This is a genomic window from Pseudomonas sp. SA233, from assembly GCF_054792385.1.
This window is the reverse complement of sequence record NZ_CP096449.1, coordinates 2,817,971-2,843,091: the sequence shown is the minus strand read 5'-3', so window position 1 is coordinate 2,843,091 and position 25,121 is coordinate 2,817,971. Positions and strand designations below refer to the sequence as shown.

Here is a 25,121-nt window from a genome sequence, read left to right as displayed (position 1 = left end):
GTTTACCCGCGAAGAGGCCAGCCCTGCTTACACAGATTTCAGGATTTCTACCCATGCACGACAGCGACAGCCTCAAGGACTACCCCCAGGTACGGCAACTGGCGATCCGCTCGTTGTTCGAGATCATCGAGCAGTCCAGCGAGGGCACGGTAATCGTCGACCGCCAGGCGCGCATCGTCTGGATGAACGAGCGCTACGCCCGGCGCTTTGGCCTGGCCGACGCCGCCAGTGCCATCGGCCAGCCATGCGAGGCGGTGATCCCGGGCAGCCTGATGCGCGAGGTGGTGAACAATGGCCGGCCAATCCTGCTGGACATGCTCGACACCCCGAACGAGCCGCTGGTGGTAATGCGCCTGCCCATCCACGACGACCAGGGCGCGCTGATCGGCGCCATCGGCTTTGCCCTGTTCGATGAGTTGCGCAGCCTGTCGCCGCTGCTCAAACGCTACTCCAGCATGCAGCAGGAACTGGCCTCGACCCGCTCGCAGTTGCGCGCTCGCCAGGCTAAGTACAGCTTCGCCCAGTTCGTCGGCAGCAGCGCCGCCAGCCTGGAGGCCAAGCGCCGCGCCCGGCGTGGCGCGAGCAGTGATTCGCCGGTGTTGCTGCTGGGCGAAACCGGCACCGGCAAGGAACTGCTGGCCCATGCCATCCATGCGGCGTCGGCGCGGGCGCACAAGGCGTTTGTCAGCATCAACAGTGCGGCGATCCCCGAAACACTGCTGGAAGCCGAATTTTTCGGCACCGCCCCCGGCGCCTTTACCGGCGCCGACCGCAAGGGCCGCAGCGGCAAGCTGCAACTGGCCGAAGGCGGCACGCTGTTCCTCGACGAGATCGGCGACATGCCGCTGGCCCTGCAGAGCAAGCTGCTGCGGGTATTGCAGGAGAAAGAGTACGAGCCGGTAGGCTCGAACCAGATGCTGCGCAGTGATGTGCGCATCATTGCCGCCACTTCCATCGACCTGCAGGCCGCCATCGCCCGCGGGGCATTCCGCGCCGATCTGTATTACCGGCTCAATGTGCTGCCGATCGAGGTGCCACCACTGCGGCAACGGCTGGAGGATCTGCCGGCGCTGTGCGAGGCCATCCTGGGCGAACTGGGCAGCCAGTATGAGCTGGAGGCCGAAGCGCAGCAGCTACTGGCGCGGCATGCATGGCCGGGGAACATTCGCGAGCTGCGCAATGTGCTGGAGCGGGCCACGCTGCTGGCAGATCAGCCGCGGCTGGGGGTGGCGGATCTGCGGGCGGCATTGGGGCCGTTGAGCCCGGTGGCGGGTGAACCTATGCGGCAGACTTACCGTGAGGCCTGTGAGGCATTTGAGCGCGAGCTGATTGTTGGGGCACTGGCCGAACATGGGGGAAATGTGCCGGAAGCTGCGTCGGCGTTAGGACTGGGGCGGTCAACGCTATATAAGAAGATGGTAGCGCTCGGTCTCTGAGTGGAGACTTTTGTTTCCATTTAGAGACTGTCGCGAGGGCTTTGCCCTCGATCGCGACACAAGGCCGCTCCTACAGGAGATCGCGGTGCACATGTAGGAGCGGCCTTGTGTCGCGATGGGCCGCAAAGCGGCCCCAAAATCTCAAGACAGAGACAAAAATTCAGAAGAGAACAAAATAACCATATAAATCAATGAGTTAAAAACTGGCACGATTCCCGCTATCTCCTGCTCACCGATAAAAACAAGACTCACCCAGGAGACCCACCCCGATGACCGTGCTCATCGCCCTCGCCGCTCTGGCCCTGCTGATGCTGGCTGCCTACCGCGGCTACAGCGTAATCCTCTTCGCCCCCATCGCCGCCCTCGGTGCAGTAATGCTCACCGACCCGTCCGCCGTGGCCCCCGCATTCACCGGGGTGTTCATGGAGAAAATGGTCGGTTTCATCAAGCTCTACTTCCCGGTGTTCCTGCTGGGCGCCGTGTTCGGCAAGCTGATCGAGCTGTCCGGTTTCTCGCGCTCGATCGTCGCCGCCGCCATCCGCGTGCTCGGCACCCGCCAGGCGATGCTGGTGATCGTGCTGGTCTGCGCGCTGCTCACCTACGGCGGCGTTTCGCTGTTCGTGGTGGTGTTCGCGGTGTACCCGTTCGCCGCCGAGATGTTCCGCCAGAGCAATATCCCCAAACGCCTGATTCCGGCAACCATCGCCCTGGGCGCGTTCTCGTTCACCATGGATGCCCTGCCCGGCACCCCGCAGATCCAGAACATCATCCCTAGCACCTTCTTCAACACCACCGCCTGGGCCGCGCCATGGCTGGGCCTGATCGGCACATTGTTCGTGTTCTGCGCCGGCATGGCCTACCTGCAGCGCCAGCGCAACAAGGCCCAGCGCGCCGGTGAAGGCTATGGCAGCGATTTGCGCAACGAACCGGAAACCGCAGCCGACCTGGCGCTGCCCAACCCTTGGCTGGCCCTGTCGCCGCTGCTGCTTGTGGGGGTGATGAACTTGCTGTTCACCCACTGGATCCCGCAGTGGTACGGCCCAAGTCACAGCCTGCAACTGCCCGGCATGAGCGCACCGGTGCAAAGCGATGTGGCCAAGCTCACGGCCATCTGGGCGGTGCAGGCAGCGTTGCTGGTGGGCATCCTGATGGTGCTGGTGTGTGCCTTCGGCGCCATCCGTGCCCGCCTGGCCGAAGGCACCAAAAGCGCCGTGGGCGGCGCCTTGCTGGCGGCCATGAACACCGCCTCGGAATACGGCTTTGGCGCGGTGATCGCCTCGCTGCCGGGCTTCCTGGTATTGGCCGACGCCCTGCGCGGCATCCCCAACCCACTGGTCAACGAAGCGATTACCGTGACCTTGCTGGCCGGCATCACCGGCTCTGCCTCGGGCGGCATGAGCATCGCCCTGGCGGCCATGGGCGACACCTTCATCGCCGCCGCCAATGCCGCCAACATACCGCTCGAAGTACTGCACCGCGTGGCCGCCATGGCCAGCGGTGGCATGGACACCCTGCCGCACAACGGTGCGGTCATCACCCTGCTGGCCGTGACCGGGCTGACCCACCGCGAGGCCTACAAGGACATTTTCGGTATTACCCTGATCAAGACCCTGGCGGTGTTCGTGGTCATCGCCACGTACTACGCCACCGGCATCGTCTAAGGAGCTTTGCATGACCCTCAAAGGCAAGACCGCTCTCGTCACCGGTTCCACCAGCGGCATAGGCTTGGGCATTGCCCAGGTACTGGCTCGCGCAGGCGCCAACATCGTGCTCAACGGCTTCGGCGACCCTGCACCGGCGCTGGCGGAGATCGCCCGGCACGGGGTAAAGGTAGTCCATCACCCGGCCGACCTCTCGGACGTGGCCCAGATCGAAGCGCTGTTCGCCGTGGCCGCGCGCGAGTTCGGCGACGTCGACATCCTGGTCAACAACGCCGGTATCCAGCACGTGGCGCCGGTGGAGCAGTTCCCGCTGGAAAGTTGGGACAAGATCATCGCCCTCAACCTGTCGGCCGTGTTCCACGCTACGCGACTGGCCCTGCCCGGCATGCGCACGCGCAATTGGGGGCGCATCATCAACATCGCTTCCGTGCACGGCCTGGTCGGCTCTACCGGCAAGGCGGCCTATGTGGCGGCCAAGCACGGCGTGGTCGGCCTGACCAAAGTGGTGGGCCTGGAAACCGCCACCAGCAACGTCACCTGCAATGCCATCTGCCCTGGCTGGGTGTTGACCCCGCTGGTGCAGAAGCAGATCGACGATCGTGCTGCCAACGGTGGCGATCCGCTGCAAGCGCAGCACGATCTGCTGGCAGAAAAACAGCCATCGCTGGCCTTCGTCACCCCCGAGCACCTGGGTGAGCTGGTACTATTCTTGTGCAGCGAGGCCGGTAGCCAGGTTCGCGGTGCCGCCTGGAACGTCGATGGTGGCTGGTTGGCCCAGTGACGGGCGGCCTGGGCCTGGCGGCGGTCTTGCATTCGTTTATCTGCAAGGAGGCCCTATGCGCCCAACCCCGATGACCGCGATTCTGGCCCTGACCCTGGCTGCCGCCGCACCCGCGATGGCAGCCAGCCTGAAGGACGTCGCGCCCTACCCCGAGGCGGAAAAAGGCTTCACCCGGCAGGTCATCCACCTGCCGGCCCAGGCTGATGAGTCGGCCTATCAACTGGAAATCCTCGCCGGCAAGACCCTGAAGGTGGACTGCAATCGCCAGCGCCTGGGCGGCAGCCTGGAGGAACGTACCCTGGAAGGCTGGGGCTACAGCTACTACCGCCTGGACAAGGTCAGCGGCCCGGCCAGCACACTGATGGCCTGCCCCGATGGCAAGAAGACCGAGGCCTTCGTGCCAGTGGTCGGTGAAGGCTTCATGCTGCGCTACAACAGCAAGCTGCCGGTGGTGGTGTATGTGCCCAAGGACGTCGAAGTGCGCTACCGCGTGTGGACCGCGTCGCAGGACGTGCAAAAGGCTAAAGTAGAGTAACGCGCAAGCCCCTGCTGCCAGGGGGCTTCTTCGCGGGCGAGCCCGCGAAGGCGCCCTCGAATCCAAATGATCATCTGGAGGTTCGGCATGAACGATGTGCTCTGGCGCCCCTCCACGGCGCAGATCGAGGCCAGCCGGATGGATGCCTTCCGCCGCCGGGTCAACCTGCGTTACAACTTGCAACTCGACGACTACCACGCGCTGCACCGCTGGAGCATCGAGCAGCGCCCTGCCTTCTGGCAAACCGTTGCCGACTACTTCCACGTTCACTGGCATAACCCGCCAAGCCAGGTGCTCAGCGAAGGGCCGCAGATGCCCGATGCCCAGTGGTTCGCCGACGCCACCCTCAACTTTGCCGAACACCTGCTGCGCCGCCGTGACGACCGCCCGGCCCTGGTCGCCGTGCGCGAAGACGGCCAGCGTCAGCTGTTCACCCATGCCCAGCTAGCCGCCCAGGTGGCCGGCCTGCAAACAGCCTTGAAGGCCGCCGGCATCGGCCCCGGCGACCGCGTAGCCGCCATCATGCCCAATACCTGGCAGACACTGGTCGCCATGCTTGCCTGCACCAGCCTCGGTGCGGTGTGGTCCAGCTCCTCGCCCGAGTTTGGCGTGCACGGCATCATCGACCGCTTCGGTCAGATCGAGCCCAAGCTGCTGATCGCCTGCGCCGGGTACCAGTACGCAGGCAAAGCCATCGACCAGGTGGACAAGGTCAACCAGGTGTGCGCGCAGCTGCCCGGGCTGGAACAGCTGATCGTGGTACCCCACACCCGCAGCGGAACGCGTGTCGACGAATTCCACGCCGCCAATGTCAGCCTGTGGAACGAGTTCTATCAGCCCGGCGGCGAGCCCCGCTTCACCCCGCTGCCCTTCGACCACCCGCTGTACATCCTGTATTCCAGCGGCACCACCGGCGTGCCCAAGTGCATTGTCCACCGCGCTGGCGGCGTGTTGTTGCAGCACCTGAAGGAACATGGCCTGCACAATGACCTGAAAGCCGATGACGTACTGTTCTACTACACCACCTGCGGCTGGATGATGTGGAACTGGCTGGTCAGCGGCCTGGCGGTGGGCGCCACGCTGGTGCTGTATGACGGCTCGCCCTTCCATCCCGGCCCCGAGCGGCTGCTGGACCTGATCGACGCCGAGGATATCCAGGCATTCGGTACCAGCGCCAAGTACCTGGCGGCGCTGGAGCAGGCGGGCCTGGAGCCTGCGGCAAGCCACCGCCTGGCGCGCTTGCGCCTGCTACTGTCCACCGGCTCGCCACTGTCGCCACACAGCTACGACTACGTGTACCGCAAGATCAAGGCCGACCTGTGCCTGGCGTCGATGTCCGGCGGTACCGATATCGTCTCTTGCTTCGTGCTGGGCAACCCGACCCTTCCAGTGCGCCGTGGCGAGATCCAGTGCAAGGGCCTGGGCATGGCGGTGGAGGTGTGGAACGAGCATGGCCAGCCGGTGCTGGGCGAAAAAGGCGAGCTGGTGTGCACGCGCAACTTCCCGTCCATGCCGCTGGGGTTCTGGAAGGACACGGACGGCAGCCGCTATCACGACGCCTACTTCAGCCAGTTTCCGGGAGTGTGGGCTCAGGGCGACTACGCCGAACAGCGTGCCGACGGCGGACTGGTGATTCATGGCCGCTCCGATGCCGTGCTCAACCCCGGTGGCGTGCGCATTGGCACGGCGGAGATCTACCGCCAGGTGGAAAAGGTCGAGCAGGTGCTGGAAAGCGTGGCCATCGGCCAGGACTGGCAAGGCGATGTGCGGGTGGTGCTGTTCGTTCGCCTGCGTGACGGCCTGCAGCTGGATGAGGCCCTGCGCCAGCACATCCGCCAGGTGATCCGCCAGTTCACCACGCCCCGCCATGTACCGGCGGTGATCGCCCAGGTCGATGACATCCCGCGTACCATCAGCGGCAAGCTGGTGGAGTTGGCGATTCGCAATGTGGTGCATGGCTTGCCGGTGAAGAACACCGACGCTTTGGCCAACCCCGAGGCGCTGGAGCAGTTTCGGGATCGCGAGGAGTTGCAAACCTGACCCTTGTCACCGTCCCTGTAGGAGCGGCCTTGTGTCGCGATGGGGCGCGAAGCGGCCCCAGGTTTTCAGCTTCGCAGCACAAGTTGCCGGGGCCGCTTCGCGCCCCATCGCGACACAAGGCCGCTCCTACAAGGGACGCGTAATCGCCTCAGCACAAAACTATGAGGCATAATACCCACCTTTTTCGCCCCCGAAGCACAGGTATCCCATGAAAGCCCAAGCCCGCCACATCCTGGTCAAGACCGCTGACGAAGCCGAAAAGCTCAAGCAGCGCATCGCCAATGGCGAGGCTTTCGACGTGCTCGCAAAAAAGTTCTCCACCTGCCCTTCGGGCAAACGTGGCGGCGACCTGGGTGAAATCCGCCCCGGGCAGATGGTCGGCGCCATCGACCAGGTGATCTTCAAGAAGCCCCTGCGCGTGGTGCACGGGCCGATCAAGAGCAAGTTCGGCTATCACCTGGTGCAGACGTTCTACCGCGATTAAGCGCGCCGCGCAGCCAGCAGCCCGAGGCCGGCGCAGCCCAGCAATGAGGCGCTGACCCGGTTGAACAGCCGGCGTGGGCCGGGCTGGCTGAACCAGCGCTGCATGTACGCCCCCAGGCCGGCGTAGATGGCGATGGCGGCCCATTCCAGTAACAGGAACAACGCACCCAGCCAGAGGAACTGCTCGCTCACCGGAGTGGTACTGCCGACCGAAACGAACTGCGGCAGGAACGCGGTGAAGATCAGGATAGCCTTCGGATTACCAGCAGCCATCCAGAACTCCTGGCGTACCAGACGCCAGGTGCCGTGCGGCTGATCACCTGCAACCGCGGCCTCGCCCACCGGTGCCCGCCACAGTTGCCAGGCGATATAGAACAGGTAGGCCGCCCCCGCCAATTTGATGGCCAGGAACAGGTATTCGCTGGTGTGCAGCACCACTGCCAGGCCCATCGCCGCCAGGGCGATCATGCCGCTGAAGGCGACGATGCGCCCGCCACCGGCCACGCAGGCCGTACGCAGGCCGTAACGGCTGGCATTGTGCAGCGACAGCAGGTTGTTCGGCCCCGGCGCCATGTTCAGGGCGAAACAGGCGGGGATGAAAAGCAGCAGGCTTGAAAGGTCCATTATCGTTTTCCTTTGGCAACAGGCGCCTATTTCGGCGGTTGGCTGGCCTGGTGGTCAAGTTACAGCCAGCGGAAAAAACTGTATGGGTGCGCGGCGCCTGATAAGCTGCCGGGCATATCGAGGACCCTGTGATGCCCCGTTCCCATGCCGCGCTGTGGCGCGACCCGGCCCTGCCGCATGTCGAAAGCCGCCGCGCCTGCCATAGCCGCGCCTGCTACAAGGCCCACAGCCACCCAACGTTTTCCATCGGTGTGGTGGATGCCGGCCACAGTCATTTCACCGGTGCCGGCAACGGCCAGCAACGCCTGACGCCTGGCACTCTGGTGCTGGTCCCGGCCCGCCGGGTACATGCCTGCAACCCCGAGCCCGGGCAGGCGTGGAGCTACCAGATGCTGCATGTGGATGCCGACTGGCTGGCACAGCTGCATCTGGAGTCCGGGCTGGATGGTGCCGGGCCCGGCGAGCCGGCACGTATCTGCCAGGTGCCGGAGGTGTATCGGCAGTTCTGCGAACTGAACAGTCTGCTGTTTTCCAACGCCAACAATGGTGAGAAGGATGCCGCGCTGATTGCCTTTCTGGGTGACCTGGACTTTGCCAGGCACGCGCCGCTGGCACCCGCACCGGCCCTGGGGGCGACCGCGTTGAGTGGGCTGATTGCGCACATCGAAGGCCAGGACCCGGCGCAGTTGAGCCTGGCGGTACTCGCGCGGGAGGCCGGGCTTGGGCGCTACCAGTTGATTCGCGCATTTCGCGCGGCCACCGGGTTTACGCCGCATGCCTACCTGCTCAATGCCCGGGTCAACCGTGGGCGCGAATTGTTGGGTGAAGGGCAGGCCCTGGCGGAGGTGGCCTATCGGCTCGGGTTTGCTGACCAAAGCCATTTCCAGCGGGTGTTCAAGGCCCATGTGGGGGTGACACCGGGGCAGTATCGGGATTTGCACAGCCTCTGAGACCTTGGGGGCGCTGTGCGCCCCTTTCGCGACACAAGGCCGCTCCCACATTGAACGGCGTACGCAGCACCTTTTGGGAGCGGCCTTGTGTCGCGAAAGGGCTGCGCAGCAGCCCCGGCAATGGGCCTGCAATATTGTTCAATACGGCATGAGCGCCGAAGGGCAGAGTCAGGCTTTCCTCCAGAGCAGCCTCACCCCAATGCAACAGTTCCTGATCATCGCCCTCGCCCACTTCCTCGCCCTGCTCTCTCCCGGCCCGGACTTCTTCCTGGTCGCACGCACTTCGGTCAACGCTGGCTGGCGCGTCGCGAGCGGCGCCTGCCTGGGTATCGCCCTGGCCAATGGCGTGTTCATCGCCATGGCTTTTACCGGCTTGTCGGTACTGCAGGAAGGCAGCCTGCTGTTCACCGCCCTGCAACTGGCCGGCGCCGGCTACCTGCTGTACATCGGCACCCTGTTCCTGCGCCATGCCGGGCAAACCAGCCTGGGCACAGTCGCTGGCAAACAGACCGCCCAAGGGTGGTGGCGGGGATTGGGCATGGGGTTCCTGTCCGGCATCCTCAATCCCAAGAATGCTCTGTTCTATGCCAGCCTGGTCAGCATGGTCGCCAGCGCCAGCATTGCCTGGAAGGCAACCTGTGCCCTGTGGATGTTCAGCATCGTGCTGCTGTGGGACTTGCTGGTTGCCGTGGCCATCGGCAACCCGCTGGTGCTGCGGCGCTTCGCCCGCAGCCTGCCCTGGCTGGAACGGGCCTCCGGGGCCATGCTGGTGCTATTGGCTATGGCACTGTTGTTTCACCTGGCCTGGGGCTGACCAGTTGCAGGGTGCGCATGTCCATCAAGGTGAAATGGCCACTGGCCCAGCCGCCAGTGTCCAGGTGCCAGACGTTGCCAAGCAGCTTGGCCTCCAGCACCGGTGTGTGGCCCACCAACAAGGCACGCAGGCCCTGCACGGGCGCGGTATCGCCTACCTTCAGGCGCCGCCGCGACCATTGGCACACCTCCCGTACCTGCGGGTCGTCATCCAGTTCCAGCCAGGTCCTCAACACCGTCCAGTCGGCGTACGGGCTGTCGGCATGCAGCAGGCCTACCAGGCCGGCCGCGCTTTCAACCTCTATCGCGATCGGCAGCTGCTCGAAGCGCTCGACGAAACGTAACTGCCGAGCCCTCGGCAGGTCCAGAAACCAGCCACCCCCGGCGGCGCGGTACATGTCCAGATCGAGCCGCCCGCCGCGCACGCGGGTAATCGCCAGGGCCTCATGATTACCTTGCACGGCATGGAACCAGGGCTGCGCCAGCCAATCCAGCGCCGCCTCGCTGTCCGGGCCACGGTCGACCAGGTCCCCAACACTGAACAGGCGGTCCACGGCCGGATCGAACCCCACCCCATCCAGGCATTGCTGCAGGCGCTGGAAGTGACCATGGATATCGCCCACCGCCAGGTCACGCCCCCGCAGGTTGGCAATCAGACGCCGAAACCGTGCCATTACAATCTTCCTCTGCTGGTGCCGCCATGCCAGGGGTAAAATGGAGGCACACACAATCTGCCCCGGAGGTGCATCATGCGTACCGCCCTCGTGTGTGCCCTGCTCATTGCGCTGTCACTGGACAGCATGGCACAAGGTGCCCCGGCCGCGCAGGTCGAGGTACGTTTCGAGCATCCGGAAAAATTCCGCGATGCCAGCCTCGACAGCCACGGGTACGCGCGTGGCGCCGACGCCTATGTGATGAAAACCTTGACCCAGTACCTGCAGAAGCTTGGCCAGCGCTACCTGCAACCTGGCCAGCAACTGGTCATCGACATCCGCGACATCGACCTGGCCGGGCGTTTCGAGCCCTGGCACAGCCAGGCCTACGATGTACGCTTCATGCGCGAAATCACCTGGCCGACCATCGACCTCAGCTACACCCTCAGCCAACCGGGCAAACCCGACCAGCAGGCGCAGGAAAGGGTCAGCGACAAGATGTACCTCAGCCGCCCGGGCCGGGTCACGAGCAGCAGCGACCGCCTGTATGCCGAAAAGGCCATGCTCGACGACTGGTTCCGCCAGCGTTTCGCCGTCCACCCGGCATCCTGAAAATCCCTTCATTGGTACAGGCGTTGGTGCCGGTAGTATGCTCAGCCCTTCAACCTGTACCAGGGAAGGGTTTTTCATGAAGTTGTGCGCCGTGCAACTGGCGTCGCTCAAGGGCGATGTGCAAGCCAACCTCGAACGCCACCTGGCCTGCATCGAACAGGCCGCGGCCCTTGGTGCCGAACTGGTGGTATTTCCCGAACTGTCGCTGACCGGCTATGAGCCAACCCTAGCGCGCCAGGCCGCCCTGCCAGTCAGTTCGGCACGGCTGGACCCGCTGCAGGCAGCCTGCGACCGGTTTGGTATCACTGTCGCAGCGGGCCTGCCACTGCCGACCCCTGATGGCATTCGTATCGGCATGCCAATCCTCAGCCCCGGTGTACCGCGCCAGGCCTATGCCAAGCGACGCCTGCATGATGATGAACTGCCCTGGTTCACCCCAGGCGATCAAGCCTTGCTGCTGCAGGTGGGCGCGCACCGGGTAGCGCCTGCGATCTGCTACGAATCGATGTTCATGGCGCATGCGACAGCCGCGCGGGAACACGGCGCCGACCTGTACCTGGTCAGTGTGGCTAAAACTGCCAAGGGCATTCGCGAGGGTTACCTGCACTACTCCGAGGTGGCTCGAGAGCTGGGCATGCCAGTGTTGCTGGCCAACTGCGTGGGGCCGGCCGACACCTTCATCGGCGCTGGCGGCTCGGCGGCCTGGGACAGCCAGGGGCGCTTGCTGGCCAGCCTGGACGACCACAGCGAAGGGCTGATCGTGCTGGACACCGCCAGCGCCAGTGCCATGGCGGTGCCCTTGGCCCCGCACCCGTCATGATCTATCTGTTCCTGGCGTTGCTGAGCTACGCCTGTACCTATTACCTGACGGGGCTGCTCATCCATGGGCAACTGGCCGATGTAGCCGAGGGTTTGCGCCACCGGCCTGATGCGCCGACACCCGGCGAGTATCTGCGTGCAGTCAAGCCACATGCGCGCCGGGCCCATCGGCAGTACACCCTGATGGCCGGCTCGGCGTTGGCCCTGCTGGTCTGCCTGGCCGCCAGCTGGTTCTGCTGACACCTACAGGTCCAGTGCCAGGCTTTGCCGGCCTTCCAGCGCCAGCAGGTACTGCTTTGCCGCAAGGCCACCGGCAAAGCCGGTCAGGCTGCCAGATGCACCGATTACCCGATGACACGGGGCGATGATCGAAATCGGGTTGCGGCCATTGGCGGCGCCTACCGCGCGCACCGCGCTAGGGTTGCCGATCTGCCGGGCGATGTCGCTGTAGCTGCGGGTTTCACCGAACGGTATCGCCAGCAGCGCAGCCCACACCTGACGCTGGAATTCGGTACCGGCAAAATCCAGCGCCAGATCGAAGCGCTGGCGCTTGCCGGCAAAGTACTCGCCAAGCTGGCGAGCGGTTTCCAGCAGTACCGGGCACTGGTCATCACGGTGCAGGGCGCCAAGGCGCACGCGGTTTTCCCGCTCCTCTTCCCACAGTACGGCTGTCAGGCACTCGCCACGGGCTACCAGGGTCAAGGTGCCGACGGGTGACTGCATGAAGGTGAATGCGCTGGACATAAGCAGGCTCCTGCCAGGTTGCGATCAACCTACTGTACGCATCCCCAGTTCTGCCTGCATCCGCTTTCTTGCTCAGGCAATCACGCAAGCGGAACATCGGCGTTGGCATATTGCCCGGACCAGATGCCCTCCACCGCGTCGCCTGCTTCGCGGGTGAACCCGCTCCCACAGGGGCCCCACCAGCTGAAGGAATACGCCATACCTGTAGGAGCGGGTTTACCCGCGAACACCGGCGCAGCCGGTGCCATCCACCGCGTCGCCTGCTTCGCGGGTGAACCCGCTCCCACAGGGCCCCCACCAGCTGAAGGAATACGCTGTACCTGTGGGAGCGGGTTTACCCGCGAACACCGGCGTAGCCGGTGCCATCCACCGCGTCGCCTGCTTCGCGAGCATGCCCGCTCCCACAGGGACCCCATCAGCTGAAGGAATGCGCCGTACCTGTAGGAGCGGGCGCGCCCGCGAACACCGGCGTAGCCGGTGCCATCAGCCGGCGCTGCCAGCATTCAGAGAAATGCCTGCCGGATCTGCTTCTTGTCGATCTTACCAACGCTGGTCTTGGGGATCTCGTCCACGCAACGCAAATGCCGCGGTATCGCCCATTTGTTCAGGTGCCCGCTGTCGACAAACGGCTGCAGATGCCCTGCCAATGCCGCCTGGTCGAACTGCATGCCGTCACAACGGACCACCAAGGCCAAGGGTTGCTCACCCCACTGCGGGTCCGGGATGCCGATCACTGCCACCGAAGCGACAGCCGGGTGCTGGCTGATCAGGTTTTCCAGCGCCACCGAGCTGACCCACTCGCCTCCGGTCTTGATCACATCCTTGATCCGGTCACGAATGCGCACCACACCCGCAGGGTCGATGCAGGCCAGGTCGCCAGTATGCATCCAGCCCCCCAGCCACAACGCGGCACCCTGCTCCGGTTCATGCAGATAGCCCTGGGTCAGCCACGGGGCACGCACCACGATTTCACCCAGGCTCTCGCCGTCGCGGGGCACATCAATGCCTTCAGCGTCGACGATGCGCAGGTCCACCAGGGCAATCGGCACGCCGGCATCGATACGTAGCGGCAGCTGTTGCGCCATGGGCAGTGCCAGCAGTTCGGCGCTCAGGTGGGTGATGCTGAGCAGCGGGCAGCTTTCCGACATGCCGTAGCCACAATGCACGCTGATGCCGCGCTCGCTGGCACGCTGCGCCAGACCCAGGGTCAGGGCGCTGCCGCCCAGCAGCATCTTCCAACCGCTCAGGTCGGCGCGGCGCCCTTCTTCGCTGTCGAGCATCATCTGCAGCACCGTGGGCACGCAATGAGAGAACGTCACGCCCTCGTCGCGGTACAGGCGCACCAGGCGGTTGGGCTCGTAGCGCCCCGGGTAGACCTGCTTGATGCCCAGTGCCGTGGCCACATAGGGCACGCCCCAGGCATGCACATGGAACATCGGCGTAATGGGCATGTACACGTCGCCGCTGCGCAGCAGCGGCACCTCGCCGCAGGCAGCCAGGGTGCCCTGCTCGACCAGGGTATGCAGCACCAGTTGCCGGTGGCTGAAGTACACGCCCTTGGGGTTGCCGGTGGTACCGCTGGTGTAGAACAGCGTGGCCAGTGAGTGCTCGTCGAAATCGGCGAAGTCGAACTGTGGCTCGGCAGCCGCCAGCAGCGCTTCGTACTCACCCAGCAACGGCACATCTTGCGTTGCCGGGCCGCCTTCGCCGAGGCGAATGAAACCCTCGACCGTCGGCAAGTCATCGCGCAGTTGCGCCATCAATGGCAGGAAGTCGTCATGCACCAGTACCAGGCGGTCCTCGGCATGGTTCATGGTGTAGCGCACCTGCTCGGTGGACAGCCGTACGTTTACCGTGTGCAGCACCGCACCCAGCATCGGTACGGCGAAGAAGCATTCAAGGGCCCGATGGCTGTCCCAGTCGAGCAAGGCCACGGTGTCGCCAGGCTTGACCCCGGCGGCGGTCAGTACATTGGCCAGCCGCTGGATGCGTTCGAGCAGCGTGGTGTAGGTGTAGCGCAGCTTGTCGGCGTAGACGATTTCCTGGTTGGGCTGGTAGCGCACGCCCGACAGCAGCAGGCGCTTGATCAGCAGCGGATAGGCGTAGGCCTGCTCGGCCGCAGGCATGATGCGAGTGGTGATCATGTCGGCGGCCTTCACAGTTGCCCGGCCTCGAGCAGGTACAGGCTGTCGCTACCGGCCCTGACGCTGGCGCTCAGCGAATGAATGCGTGGCAGCAGGCGGGCAAAGTAGAAACGCGCGGTGCCCAGCTTGCTCAGGTGAAACGGCTCGGGAGCCGCATGACACTGGCAAACCACGGCCATGCGTGCCCACAGGTAGGCGTAGAAGGTGTAGCCAAACACCTGCAGGTACTCCACCGCCGCCGCGCCCAGCTCACGCGGGTTGCCCTGGGCCCGATCGAGCAACCAGGCGGTCAGCTCGTCGAGGTTGCGCACGGCAGCCAGCAGCGGCGCGCCGAACTCGGCGCACGCCGCGGGCAGCGTCTCGACAAAGGCAGTAATTTCGTCGGACACGCTGCGATAGGCCTGGCCGCCATCGGCAAACAGTTTACGCCCCACCAGGTCGAGGGCCTGGATGCCATTGGTGCCTTCGTAGATCTGGGTAATGCGGCAGTCGCGGATCAACTGCTCCTGGCCCCATTCGCGGATATAGCCATGACCGCCCAGCACCTGCTGGCCGTGCACGGTGGTTTCCAGCCCCATGTCGGTTAGGAAGGCCTTGGCCACTGGCGTGAGCAATGCCACCTTGGCCTCGGCCTGGGCGCGTGCGACCGGGGCCTCGCTGTATTTGGCCAGGTCCAGCTGCAGTGCCACATAGGTAGAGAAGGCCCGCCCGCCTTCGTTCAGCGCTTTCATGGTCAGCAGCATGCGCCGCACATCCGGGTGGACGACGATCGGGTCAGCGGGTTGCCCCGGCGCTTCGGCCCCCGTCGGCGCACGGCCCTGCTGGCGATCACGGGCATAGGCAATGGCGCCCTGGTACGAGCGTTCGCCCAGGGCCAGGCCCTGGATACCTACGCCAAGGCGCTCGTAGTTCATCATGGTGAACATCGCGTTGAGGCCCTTGTTCGGCTCGCCGACCAGGTAGCCGATTGCACCGTCGAAGTTCATCACACAGGTGGCAGAGGCCTTGATGCCCATCTTGTGCTCGATCGACCCGCAACTCACCGCATTGGCCTCGCCCAGCACGCCGTCGGCGTCAACCAGCACCTTGGGCACCAGGAACAGCGATATGCCCTTGGGCCCGGCGGGCGCATCCGGCAGCCGCGCCAGCACCAGGTGGATGATGTTCTCGGTCAGGTCCTGCTCACCGCCAGTGATGAAGATCTTGGTCCCGCTGATGCGATAGCGGCCATCGGCAACCGGCTCGGCGCGGGTGCGAATCAGGCCCAGGTCGGTGCCAGCGTGCGGCTCGGTCAGGCACATCGAACCGGTCCAGCGCCCTTGGTACATGGGCGGCAGGTACAGCGCCTTCAACGGCTCGCTGGCATGGTTGAGCAGCGCCAGGCAGGCCCCGGCGGTCAGCATCGGGTACAGGCCGAACGACAGGTTGGCGGCATTGAGCATTTCTTCGAGCTGGGCACCGATCACTTTCGGCATGCCCATGCCCCCATATTCCGGGGCACCGGCCACACCCACCCAGCCATCCGCGGCAAATGCCCGGTAGGCGTCGGCGAAGCCATCGGGGGTGTGTACCTGGCCGGCCTCCCAGCGGCAGCCCTGCTCGTCGCCACTGCGGTTGAGCGGCGCCACCACCTCGGCAATCAGCCGGCCGGCCTGTTCGAGCACGGCCCGGGCTGTGTCGCCATCGACCTGCTCGGCCAGCGCGGGCGTTTGCGCCCACCAGGCCGGGATGTCGAACACTTCGTTGAACAGAAAATCCATGTCGCGCAGTGGCGGAAGGTAATCAGACATGAGGCGAACACTCGGTTTCTTGGGTTTGCGGAAGCGACGTGGCCTGGACCTCGGCAGGTGCCGGGGCGGCCTGGCCACGCAGGAGGAAATGCGACAACGCGGGGATCAACACCAGCGCACCGAGCATGTTCCACAGGAACATGAAGGTCAGCAGCAGGCCCATGTCGGCCTGGAACTTGATCGGCGACCAGGCCCAGCCGACCACACCGGCCGCCAGGGTAATGCCGACCAGCCCGACCACCCGGCCGGTGAAAGCCACGGCTTTCTGGTAGGCCTGGGCCAGGCTCAACCCGGCGCGCTGGTAGTGCAGTTGCACGCTGAGCAGATACAGCGCGTAATCCACGCCAATACCTACGCCCAGGGCGATCACCGGCAAGGTGGCGACCTTGACGCCAATGCCCATGGCTACCATCAGCGCTTCGCACAGCACCGAGGTGAGCATCAGCGGCAGGATCGCCACCAGCGTGGCGCGCCAGCTACGGAAGGTGAACAGGCAGAACAGCGTGACCGCCAGGTACACCAGCAACAGCATGCGGTGGTTGGCCTTGCGGACCACCACGTTGGTGGCGGCCTCGATGCCGGCGCTGCCGGCGGCCAGCAGGAACTGCTGTTCGGCGCTGCTGTTGGCCTGGGCAAAACGCTCGGCCACGGCGGCCACCTGGGCCAGGGTGTCGGCGCGGTGGTCCTTGAGGTAGGCGATTACCGGCATCAGCGAGCAGTCGTTGTTGAACAACTCGGGGGCGTTGACCGAGGCCTGCTGGGCGGCGTAGTTGAGCACGTCCTGGTTGCGCTGCAGGCTGTTCAGGCGCGGGTTGCCTTCATAGGTGCCGGCGGTGATCTGGCGCACGGCATTGGCCAGCGACACGGTGGTCTGCACACCCGGCAATTGCTGCAGTTCCCAGGCCAGGCGGTCGGCAAGCACCAGCGTCTGGTATTGCAGGCAGCCTTCCGGCGCGGTCTTGACCATGACCGCGAAGGTATCGCTGGACAGCGCGTAGTGCTGGGTGATGTAGGCGTTGTCGAGGTTGTAGCGGGAGTCGGCGCGCAGCTCGGGGGCACCGCTGTCGAGGTCGCCGATTTTCAGTTGCAGGCTGCCCCAGATGCCGAGGGCGCCCAGGGCCAGGGCCACCAGCAGTGCGGCGCTGGCCCATTTGCGTTCGGTGAAGCGGTCGAGCAGGTCCCAAAGCCGGCCGAAACCTCGGTGTTGGGCTGCGCGGGCGTCGATATGCAGGGCCCGCTCGGCAGCCTTGCGGCCAACACCAACATAAGACAGCGCCACCGGCATCAGCAGCAGCGAGGTGAAGATCAGCACCGCCACGCCGATGCTGGCGGTGATGGCCAGGTCCTGGATCACCGGGATGTCGATCAGCATCAGCACGGCAAAGCCCACCGCATCCGCCAGCAACGCAGTCACCCCGGCCACGAACAGGCGGCGGAAGGTATAGCGCGCTGCCACCTGGCGGTGAGTGCCACGGCCGATGTCCTGAAGGATGCCGTTCATCTTCTGCGCCGCGTGGGATACGCCGATGGCAAAGATCAGGAATGGCACCAGGATCGAATACGGGTCGATGGCGTAGCCCAGCCAGGCGACGATGCCCAGCTGCCACACCACCGCGGTCAGCGAACACAGCACCACCAGCAGAGTGCTGCGCACGCAACGGGTGTAGCAGTAGATGATCAGCAGGCTGGTCAGCACCGCCAGGGCGAAGAACGCCATCACCTGGATCAGCCCGTCGATCAGGTCGCCCATCAGCTTGGCGAAGCCGATCACATGGATGCGGTACTGGCCGCTGGCCTGGTACTGGCTGCGCAGTTGTTCGAGCTTCTGCGAGAAGGCGTGGTAGTCGAGGCCTTTGCCGGTAGCCGAATCCTGGTCGAGCAGCGGCACGACCAGCATGCTCGACTTGAAGTCGCGCGCCACCAGGCTGCCGACGATATTGGCGCGCTCGATGTTCTGCCGCAGCTGCTCGATGTCACCCGCAGCGCCCTGGTAGCTGTCGGGCATCACCGGGCCGCCCTGGAAGCCCTCCTCGGTCACCTCGGTCCAGCGCACCGCCGGGCTCCACAGCGACTTCACCCAGGCCCGGTCCACGCCCTGGCTGAGGAACAGCTCGTCGTTGATGTGGCGCAGGGTCTGCAGGTAGCCCGGGTCGAAGATGTCGCCCTGGGTGTTCTCCACCACCACCCGCACCGCGTTGCCCAAGCCACGCAATGATGGGCGGTTTTCCAGGTAGTTCTGGATGTAGGGGTGGCTCTGCGGCAGCATCTTGTCGAAACTGGGGCGCAGCTCCAGGCGGGTCAGCGCCATGTAGCCCAGCACCAGGGTCGCCAATAGCATGCACAGCAGGAACGGCAGGCGATGGTTGAACACCAGGCGCTCCAGGCAATTGCCCGAGCGTGGGTCGAAATCGTCGAGGTTGCGGATTACCGGCAGGGTGTCTTGGCGGGTAGCGGCCATCAGGGTCTTCTCTTGTTATGGGTGCAGCGTGGGGTTGCCGGGCTGGTTGCGCACGCCCCGCTCGCCGACCAGTACCAGGCCGTTGCCGGTATCGGTGGCGAGCGCGGTCACCGGGCCACGGGCGCTTTGCGGCACCGGGCTGAAGCTGGCACCATCATCCCGGCTGAGCAGCAGGTCGCCAGCCTGGCTGGCCAGCCATAGCTGGCCGTCACGGTCGACACCGGCGGCGGTGAGGCTGGTGTTCACACCCGTGCTGACCGGTTGCCACTGCCGGCCGCCATCGGTGCTGCGGTAGGCATGCCCACGCAGGCCGTAGACCAGCAGTACGCCAGGCTTGCCGACAGCACCGAACAGTGTGCCGGCGTAGGGTGTCTCGACACGGCTGAAGCGCTCACCGTCCTGCTTCAGCAGCAGGCCTTGCTCGCCGGTGATGTACAGCTCGTCACCCACCGCGGCGAGGCTGGTCAGGTGCAGGCCTTGCGGGTTATCGCTGTGGTCGAGCCAAGGCTGCCAGTGCTCGCCGCCATCAACGGTGCGCAACAGCAGGTTGAACACGCCGACCGCATAGCCATTGCGGGCATCGCTGAACCACACGTCGAGCAAGGCATTGTCGCTACCCGTGCCCGGCAGTTGTTCGGCCAGTGCCCGGCCATCCAGCTGCTTCTGCCAGTGCACGCCGCCATCGCGGCTGTGCAGCACCACGCCATCGTGGCCAACCGCCCAGCCCAGTTCGGGCGTGGCGAAGCTCACGGCATTCAGGTCGGCGCTGACCGGCACCTGGGCCTGCTGCCAGTGCGCGCCGTGATCGTCGGAGTACAGGATGTGCCCTCGCGGGCCCACTGCGACCAGGCGCTGGCCGGCCAGGGTGACATCGCGCAAGGCGCTGCTGGCGACCAGGGCGCTGGGCCTGGCGGGCAGGTCCAGCACATCGGTGAAGGGCGCAGCCTGGGCCGCGCCCTGCAGCGCGGCCAAAGCCAGAACCACCACGCTGCATCGTTTGAAGACAGACATTGCCACCTCTGCTCCGTGCGTTCAGCGAATGCCGTTGCCGGCCAGCGACTCGGGCGACCACTGGGTTTTCGACAGCGGGTCGATATAGCGGATGCCCCCGTAGGCACCGACCACGCCATTGAGGTTATAGGTGCCGCCGATCAGGTCGTAGATCATGAACGGCGTGGCGTCCGGGGTCTGCTTGTCATAGCTCTGGGTGAGAAAGGCGAACGAGCCGCGGTACAGCTGGCCACGGGCGTCGTACTGGTCCGAGGCCAGGGCGATCCAGCTGTCTTCGTCGAGGTAGAAGCGGCGCTTGTGGTAGATATGGCGCGCACCGTCCTTGAGCTTGCCTTCCACTACCCACACCCGGTGCTTCTCCCAACGCACGAACTGCGGCGCCAGGTGGTTGGGGGTGATCACCTGCTTGACGTCGGTGTTGTAGGTCAGCTGGTAGGTGTTGTACGGCACGTACATTTCCTGCTTGCCGACCAGGGTCCAGTCGTAGCGGTCCAGCGCACCGTTGAAGACGAACACGTCATCGTAGGTACCCGAACCCGAAGTGCCCGGGTTGGGCGTATCGTAGGCGAGGTTCGGTGCCAGCTTGACCCGGCGCTGGCCCGGCAGGTACTGCCAGGCACTGCGTGGCTGCACCAGCGGGTTGGCGGCATCGCGCAGCATCATCGCTTCGCCTGCACGGCGTGCGGGCCCGGTGTACACCAGTTTCATCTGGTAGTAGGTGTCCTTGGCACCGATCGGCTTCGTCATGTCCTCGTAGATCGGGTAGCTGATATTGGCCTGGCCGGTGGTCGACAGCGATGGCTTGCCGGCAGCGTCGACGTTCCAAGAGTCGTACTTGGCAGTCATGCTCACGCCCTGATAGCGCAGCAGGAAGTTCCACATGGCCTCGGCGCCGTTCTGCGGAATGGGGAACGGGATACCCGGCAGCACGTTGTCTACCGCCGTGCCGCCCTCCTTGCTGTTGGCGGCAGTGGCGTTCTTGCGGGTGTTGTCGAGTACCGCTTGCGGCAGCGCCACGCTACGGTGGGTCGGGTACACATCGACGCGGTAGCTGGGGTAGCGTTTGAGCAGTTCCAGGGTGGTGGCAGTCAGTTGGCCCTTGTACTGCTCGGCGTTCTTGCCATCGATGACCAGCAGCGGCTTGTCGCTGGCGAACGGGTCGGGGCGCATGCTGGCGCCGCTCTGGTAGCTGGCTGGCGGCGTCAGCAGGCCGCCTTGGTAGGCCGGGATCGAGCCATCGGCGTTGCCGGCCTTTTCCGCGCCGATGACGGTCAGGCTGGTGCCCAGGCGCGCGGCCTGGTCAGTGGAAACGGCGGCCTGGGCAGCGTTCAGGGCGGCCAGTGACAGGCACGAGGCCAGCAGGGTACGTACGAAATTCATGATGGTTGTCTTCCTGTGTAGGCTGTAGGAAACATGACTCAGAAGGTCGTCTTGACGGTCAGGTACAGGGCGCCACGGTCCTCGGTGGTGGCACCACCGCCGGAGAAGGAGGCGTAGCCGCCGCCGTAGCAGGTGTAATCCTGTTCGCCGTCCAGGGCGTTGGGGGTGCTGCCGTCGGTCTGGCCGTCCTTGCAGGCCTTGGTCTCACCGAAACTGTCGACGTACTTGAGGTCGACGAAGTACTGGTTGTAGATCGCGGCGCTCACGCCCACCGCATAGTTGCCGGTGTTCTCGGCGCCACCGCCCTGCACCGGCGACACGCCGTCGAGGCCGACGTTGACCGACAGCGGCATGCTCAGGTCCATGCCCGGCAGCACCTGGTACCAGGTAGGGGTGAAGTTGACGGCGATGCCCCAGTTGTCACGGGTGGCCTTGTCGATGCCGCGGTAGCTGCTCTTGCCCTTGTACAAGGCCTCGTTGTGGCTATCGAGCTTGAGCAGGTTGCTGTAGAACAGCTCGCCAAGCAGGGTTGCCGAATCGAACAGCGGCGTATCGCCAATGGTCATCAGGCCGTTCAAGGTCCAGTGCAAGGTGTCGCCGGTGGCGCTCAGGCCGTCGCCATCCTTGGGCACGTCGTAGATCACCCCGCTGCTGGGCAGGCGTGCCGGCAGCAGGCCGAAGCCGCCGCCCAGGCCACCCTGGCCGGGGGCGCTGACGATTGCCGGGATGCTCGCCAACGGCATGTTGTGGCGGATGTTGAGGTCGCTGCCGACACTGATGCCGCCCACATCCTTGGACAGGCTCAGGCCATAGATGTCGATGTCGTCGGAGTAGGCGAACTGGTAGGTAGTGCTTTGCAGCGAGTTGTACAGGTTGCCGACTGCGCCTTGGCGGCTGCCCGGCGGGTTGCCGAACGGGCCGTTGGCGACGGTCATGCCGCGCGCGTCGAGCCAGGCTTGCGGGAGGATCTCGGAGGTCTTGCGGTAGTAGAAACCGAGGGTGCCGCCCAGCCACTCGGGCGACCACTTGGCCATGATGCCCCAGTCGCCGCTCTTGCCTGGGTTCAGGTCATGGCCACGGCGGATGGTGGTCAGCGCACCGCGCACCGGGATCAGCCCCGGGGTGCCGGTGTGGCCGAGCAGGAAGCTTTGGGCGCCCTCGCCTACCACATCCGAGCCGCCATAGTAGGTACCGGCTTCGGGCAGGCGGGCGGCGTCCCAGTCGAAGAAGTACTGGGCGCCCAGGGTCAGTTCAGAGTTGACCAGGAACGAGGTCGACAGCTGGTTGCGCGGCACGAACAGCTCCTTGGCCTCGGTGCCCGGCGAAGCGGCCAGCTTGGCCAGGTCGAGGCCCGACTGGCCGTAGCTCAGCGAATGCACCGGGTTGAGCAGGGTTTCACCCCAGAACAGGTTGTGCTGGCCCAGCTTGGCGCTGACCTGCGAGGCCTCGCCGACTTCACGGCTGAAGAACACGAAGGCATCCAGCACTTCACCGGACGGGCCGCTGTAGTAACGCTGGGCGTAGTTGCTCAGGTGCGGGCTGCCCAGCGGCACACCGGTGCCGGGCAGGCCATTGAGGCTGGGGTTGATGCCGGACTGGTCACCGTTGCCGTTGACGAACGGGTTGCTGTTGGAACCGGTGTTGTCATAGGCCTTGTCGTACCAGCTGGCGGTGCTGACGCGGAACCCGGTGTTGCCCTGATAGACCACATCCAGTTCGGTCAGCAAGTCGACCCGGTTGGTGATGTTGGTGCCGGCCTTGCGGAAGTTGTAGTCACCGTCGTTGCTGTTGGGCGTGCCCAGCATGCGCTTGTCGGCGCTTTCGGTGCGCACGCCGTAGTTGTACTTGACGGTGTTGTCGAAGCGCACGGCCCAGTTTTCATTACCGGTATCGACTTCGAACGCCTGGGCGGCGGGCAGCGTGAGCAGGCCGATGGCGCAGGCAAGCAGGCAGCGCTGTGGTTTCACAGCACGGTAAATGCGGTGTTCTGGCATTACGATGGCTCCACGTATTGTTATTGTTTTTTTCGCCGCCCGTCTTTTGCGAGCGTGGCTGGGGCGTCCATGCGCTATTGCAGGTTGGGCTGGTCCAGTCGCTGGATGAACGCCTCGGCCTGCGGCCAGGGGCCGAAGCCGGAGGCCGGGTTGAGGTGGCCGACGGCCCCCAGTGCGACCAGTTCGCTACCCCAGCCTTGGGCCAGGGTGCTGGCCGCGGCAAAGCTGGCCAGGTGGTCGTTGCTGCTGGCCGCGACAATGCTGGGGAACGGCAGCGGCGCCTGGGGCAATGGCGACCAGCCGTGCTCGGCCAGGCTGGTCGGGCTTGGGTAGTGGGCCGGCCATGGCGCGTTCAGGTCGGGCGGCGCCGCCAGCAATGCACCCTTGATCGGCCGCCGGTAGCGCGCCGCCCAGTGGGCGACCATCAGCACGCCAGCGCTGTGCGCCACCAGGATCACCTCACCATCGATCTGGTCCAGTTCGCGCTGGATCGCCTCGACCCGGGCTGTGCAGCTCAGGCCGTCGACCTGCAGCGGCGGTACGCTGCGCACCTTGGCCAGGCGGCCCGCGAGCAGGGTCTGCCAGTGTTCGGCGACATGGTCGCGCAGGCCGGGGACGATCAGCACGGTGGCAGTGGTTTGCAGTTTTTCCACGGTGAACCTCGTGTGCGGTGTAGCTCTTGAGGTTCACAGTAAACAGCCCACCCACCGGGTGCTTCACATTGGGCGTCAGGGGCTTTTCATTTGATGACAATGGCCAAGACAGGGCTTTGCTTTTCAATTCATGACACGCAGGCTATAAAACCAATCAGCCGCTCACTTTTTGTAGGAGCAGCCTTGTGCTGCGAAGAGGCCGGTACGACGAACATTACTGTTATGGCCTTTACGGCCTCTTCGCAGCACAAGGCTGCTCCTACAAAAAAACAGCAGTTAGCCTGGAAAACATGGATAACAACAAAAAATGCCTGCCCTAGTCCGTGCCGCCAGCTTGACCAATTACCTTGAGGTGTCCCGCCACCTGGGCCTCAATCCCCATGCGCTGTTGGCACAGGTTGGCCTCAGCGCCGCGTTGCTCGAAGACCCCAACCGGCGTATTCCGGTTGCCAGCGTCATCGCCTTGCTGGAAGCCTCCGCCAGCGCCACCCGCTGCGAAAGCTTCGGCCTGCGCATGGCCGAGTTGCGGCAACTGTCGGACTTCGGCGAAATAAGCCTGTTGCTCAGCCACCAACGCACCCTGCGTGATGCACTGCAGGTGATCGTGCAGTACCGTCACCTGCTCAATGACGCCCTGGCCATTCATATCGAGGAAGCCGGCAAGACCGTGGTCATCCGTGAGGAGGTGATCAACGAACGCGCGCCCTGCAGCCGCCAGGCCACCGAGCTGGCGATCGGCGTGATGATGCGCCTGTGCGCGGCGCTGCTAGGTGCGCATTGGCACCCGATCAGCGCCAACTTCACCCACGCGCCTCCCGCCGACCTGGCCACCCACCGGCGCATTTTCGGCTGCACGCTGGTGTTCGGCAGCGAGTTCAACGGTATCGTCTGCCCGGCCGCCGACCTCGACAGCGCCAGCCCGCAGGCCAACGAGGCCATGGCGCGACTGGCGCAGCGCTATCTGGACAGCCTGCCGGCGGGCGGCACGCCGTCCCTGGAGCTGGAGTTGCGCAAGACCATCTACCTGCTGCTGCCCATGGGCCGCGCCACCATCGAACAGGTGGCACAGACCCAGGGCATGAACGTGCGCACCCTGCAGCGGCGCCTGGAAGAAAGCGGGTTGACCTTCAAGGACCTGATCAACAGCGTGCGCCGTGACCTGGTGATGCGCTACCTGGAGAACCCCGGCTACTCGCTGGGGCGTATCGCCGACATGCTGGGTTATTCGATGCCCAGTTCGTTCACCCGCTGGTTCATCGCCCAGTTCGGCATGCCGCCGGCCAGTTGGCGGGCACGGAATTTTGATCAGATCGCGTCAGGGCCGCCAGGCGCCTGAGCTTGGATTTGCGGTGCCTGTGAGATCGAGCGCCGCCCGCGCGGCGCTTCGCAGCACAAGGCTGCTCCTACATGTGTTTCGGGCCAGTTATTCCTGAGGCAGACGCGCGCGGGCCCTTGGTGCCCACCTCGATATTGTGCCGGGCAAACAAGGCGGTCGCGTGCATTGGAACAGGCGTTATTGGCCCGAAACAGATGTAGGAGC

The 25,121-nt window shown here is 64.9% G+C and carries 22 protein-coding genes; 12 read left to right on the top strand and 10 right to left on the bottom strand.

Annotated features, from left to right (window positions below):
- Window positions 1-53 precede the first annotated feature (53 nt).
- From M1D87_RS13245 to M1D87_RS13220, 6 genes are all read left to right on the top strand, one after another.
- The gene (locus M1D87_RS13245) at window positions 54-1,436 is read left to right on the top strand and encodes a sigma-54 interaction domain-containing protein (RefSeq protein ID WP_015270254.1); all 1,383 of its coding nucleotides are present in this window, start codon (window positions 54-56) and stop codon (window positions 1,434-1,436) included.
- 269 nt (window positions 1,437-1,705) lie between these two features.
- Window positions 1,706-3,097 (top strand): GntP family permease, encoded by a 1,392-nt coding sequence (locus M1D87_RS13240; protein WP_123084159.1) that lies wholly within the window; start codon window positions 1,706-1,708, stop codon window positions 3,095-3,097.
- 10 nt (window positions 3,098-3,107) lie between these two features.
- Window positions 3,108-3,878, top strand: coding sequence for a 3-hydroxybutyrate dehydrogenase (hbdH, locus tag M1D87_RS13235; protein ID WP_023660865.1), 771 nt, complete (start codon window positions 3,108-3,110; stop codon window positions 3,876-3,878).
- A 55-nt stretch (window positions 3,879-3,933) separates the two neighbouring features.
- Complete coding sequence (gene eco, locus M1D87_RS13230) at window positions 3,934-4,413, top strand: serine protease inhibitor ecotin (RefSeq protein WP_015270251.1); 480 nt, start codon at window positions 3,934-3,936, stop codon at window positions 4,411-4,413.
- A gap of 87 nt (window positions 4,414-4,500) precedes the next feature.
- Complete coding sequence (locus tag M1D87_RS13225) at window positions 4,501-6,453, top strand: acetoacetate--CoA ligase (protein ID WP_123084160.1); 1,953 nt, start codon at window positions 4,501-4,503, stop codon at window positions 6,451-6,453.
- 208 nt (window positions 6,454-6,661) lie between these two features.
- Window positions 6,662-6,937 (top strand): peptidylprolyl isomerase, encoded by a 276-nt coding sequence (locus tag M1D87_RS13220; protein WP_013972552.1) that lies wholly within the window; start codon window positions 6,662-6,664, stop codon window positions 6,935-6,937.
- Here the strand turns inward: M1D87_RS13220 and M1D87_RS13215 are convergent.
- Window positions 6,934-7,560 (bottom strand): LysE family translocator, encoded by a 627-nt coding sequence (locus tag M1D87_RS13215; RefSeq protein WP_123084161.1) that lies wholly within the window; start codon window positions 7,558-7,560, stop codon window positions 6,934-6,936. The genes M1D87_RS13220 and M1D87_RS13215 overlap by 4 nt on opposite strands.
- Before the next feature lie 131 nt (window positions 7,561-7,691).
- Between M1D87_RS13215 and M1D87_RS13210 the strand changes: the two genes are divergently transcribed.
- Together M1D87_RS13210 and M1D87_RS13205 are read left to right on the top strand one after the other, a co-directional pair.
- Window positions 7,692-8,510 carry an AraC family transcriptional regulator gene (locus M1D87_RS13210; protein WP_123084162.1) on the top strand — a complete coding sequence of 273 codons (819 nt, stop codon included), beginning with the start codon at window positions 7,692-7,694 and terminating at the stop codon, window positions 8,508-8,510.
- Between the two features lie 199 nt (window positions 8,511-8,709).
- A complete protein-coding gene (locus tag M1D87_RS13205; RefSeq protein WP_123084178.1) occupies window positions 8,710-9,324 on the top strand; it encodes a LysE family translocator in 615 nt (204 codons plus the stop codon).
- Here the strand turns inward: M1D87_RS13205 and M1D87_RS13200 are convergent.
- Entirely contained in the window at window positions 9,290-9,997 is a 708-nt protein-coding gene (locus tag M1D87_RS13200) for a metallophosphoesterase (protein WP_013972547.1), read from the bottom strand. The genes M1D87_RS13205 and M1D87_RS13200 overlap by 35 nt on opposite strands.
- 75 nt (window positions 9,998-10,072) lie before the next feature.
- Here M1D87_RS13200 and M1D87_RS13195 point away from each other — a divergent pair, with 75 nt between their 5' ends.
- From M1D87_RS13195 to M1D87_RS13185, 3 genes are all read left to right on the top strand, one after another.
- Window positions 10,073-10,588 (top strand): DUF3016 domain-containing protein, encoded by a 516-nt coding sequence (locus M1D87_RS13195; RefSeq protein WP_123084163.1) that lies wholly within the window; start codon window positions 10,073-10,075, stop codon window positions 10,586-10,588.
- Between the two features lie 76 nt (window positions 10,589-10,664).
- Window positions 10,665-11,408, top strand: coding sequence for a carbon-nitrogen hydrolase family protein (locus M1D87_RS13190; protein WP_123084164.1), 744 nt, complete (start codon window positions 10,665-10,667; stop codon window positions 11,406-11,408).
- Entirely contained in the window at window positions 11,405-11,647 is a 243-nt protein-coding gene (locus M1D87_RS13185) for a hypothetical protein (protein ID WP_013972544.1), read from the top strand. Before M1D87_RS13190 ends, M1D87_RS13185 begins: the two co-directional genes overlap by 4 nt.
- 3 nt (window positions 11,648-11,650) lie before the next feature.
- On the opposite strand, the gene M1D87_RS13180 is transcribed toward M1D87_RS13185, so the two are convergent.
- The 8 genes from M1D87_RS13180 to M1D87_RS13145 all read right to left on the bottom strand — a co-directional run bounded on the left by M1D87_RS13180 (window position 11,651) and on the right by M1D87_RS13145 (window position 23,581).
- Window positions 11,651-12,151, bottom strand: a complete 501-nt coding sequence (locus M1D87_RS13180) for a methylated-DNA--[protein]-cysteine S-methyltransferase (protein WP_003258793.1) — start codon at window positions 12,149-12,151, stop codon at window positions 11,651-11,653.
- Between the two features lie 503 nt (window positions 12,152-12,654).
- Window positions 12,655-14,295: a fatty acid--CoA ligase gene (locus M1D87_RS13175; RefSeq protein WP_061551491.1), complete on the bottom strand. Its 1,641-nt coding sequence runs from the start codon at window positions 14,293-14,295 to the stop codon at window positions 12,655-12,657.
- 11 nt (window positions 14,296-14,306) lie between these two features.
- A complete protein-coding gene (locus M1D87_RS13170) occupies window positions 14,307-16,085 on the bottom strand; it encodes an acyl-CoA dehydrogenase C-terminal domain-containing protein (RefSeq protein ID WP_123084165.1) in 1,779 nt (592 codons plus the stop codon).
- Window positions 16,078-18,543: an efflux RND transporter permease subunit gene (locus tag M1D87_RS13165; RefSeq protein WP_232881666.1), complete on the bottom strand. Its 2,466-nt coding sequence runs from the start codon at window positions 18,541-18,543 to the stop codon at window positions 16,078-16,080. Before M1D87_RS13165 ends, M1D87_RS13170 begins: the two co-directional genes overlap by 8 nt.
- 15 nt (window positions 18,544-18,558) lie before the next feature.
- The gene (locus M1D87_RS13160; protein ID WP_123084167.1) at window positions 18,559-19,554 is read right to left on the bottom strand and encodes a WD40/YVTN/BNR-like repeat-containing protein; all 996 of its coding nucleotides are present in this window, start codon (window positions 19,552-19,554) and stop codon (window positions 18,559-18,561) included.
- 21 nt (window positions 19,555-19,575) lie between these two features.
- Window positions 19,576-20,934, bottom strand: coding sequence for a DUF1329 domain-containing protein (locus tag M1D87_RS13155; RefSeq protein ID WP_025339000.1), 1,359 nt, complete (start codon window positions 20,932-20,934; stop codon window positions 19,576-19,578).
- Window positions 20,935-20,972: 38 nt separating this feature from the next.
- Window positions 20,973-22,928, bottom strand: coding sequence for a DUF1302 domain-containing protein (locus M1D87_RS13150; RefSeq protein WP_025338999.1), 1,956 nt, complete (start codon window positions 22,926-22,928; stop codon window positions 20,973-20,975).
- A 74-nt stretch (window positions 22,929-23,002) separates the two neighbouring features.
- Entirely contained in the window at window positions 23,003-23,581 is a 579-nt protein-coding gene (locus M1D87_RS13145; RefSeq protein WP_123084168.1) for an RBBP9/YdeN family alpha/beta hydrolase, read from the bottom strand.
- Between the two features lie 307 nt (window positions 23,582-23,888).
- Between M1D87_RS13145 and M1D87_RS13140 the strand changes: the two genes are divergently transcribed.
- Entirely contained in the window at window positions 23,889-24,917 is a 1,029-nt protein-coding gene (locus tag M1D87_RS13140) for an AraC family transcriptional regulator (RefSeq protein ID WP_061302347.1), read from the top strand.
- Window positions 24,918-25,121: the final 204 nt, after the last annotated feature.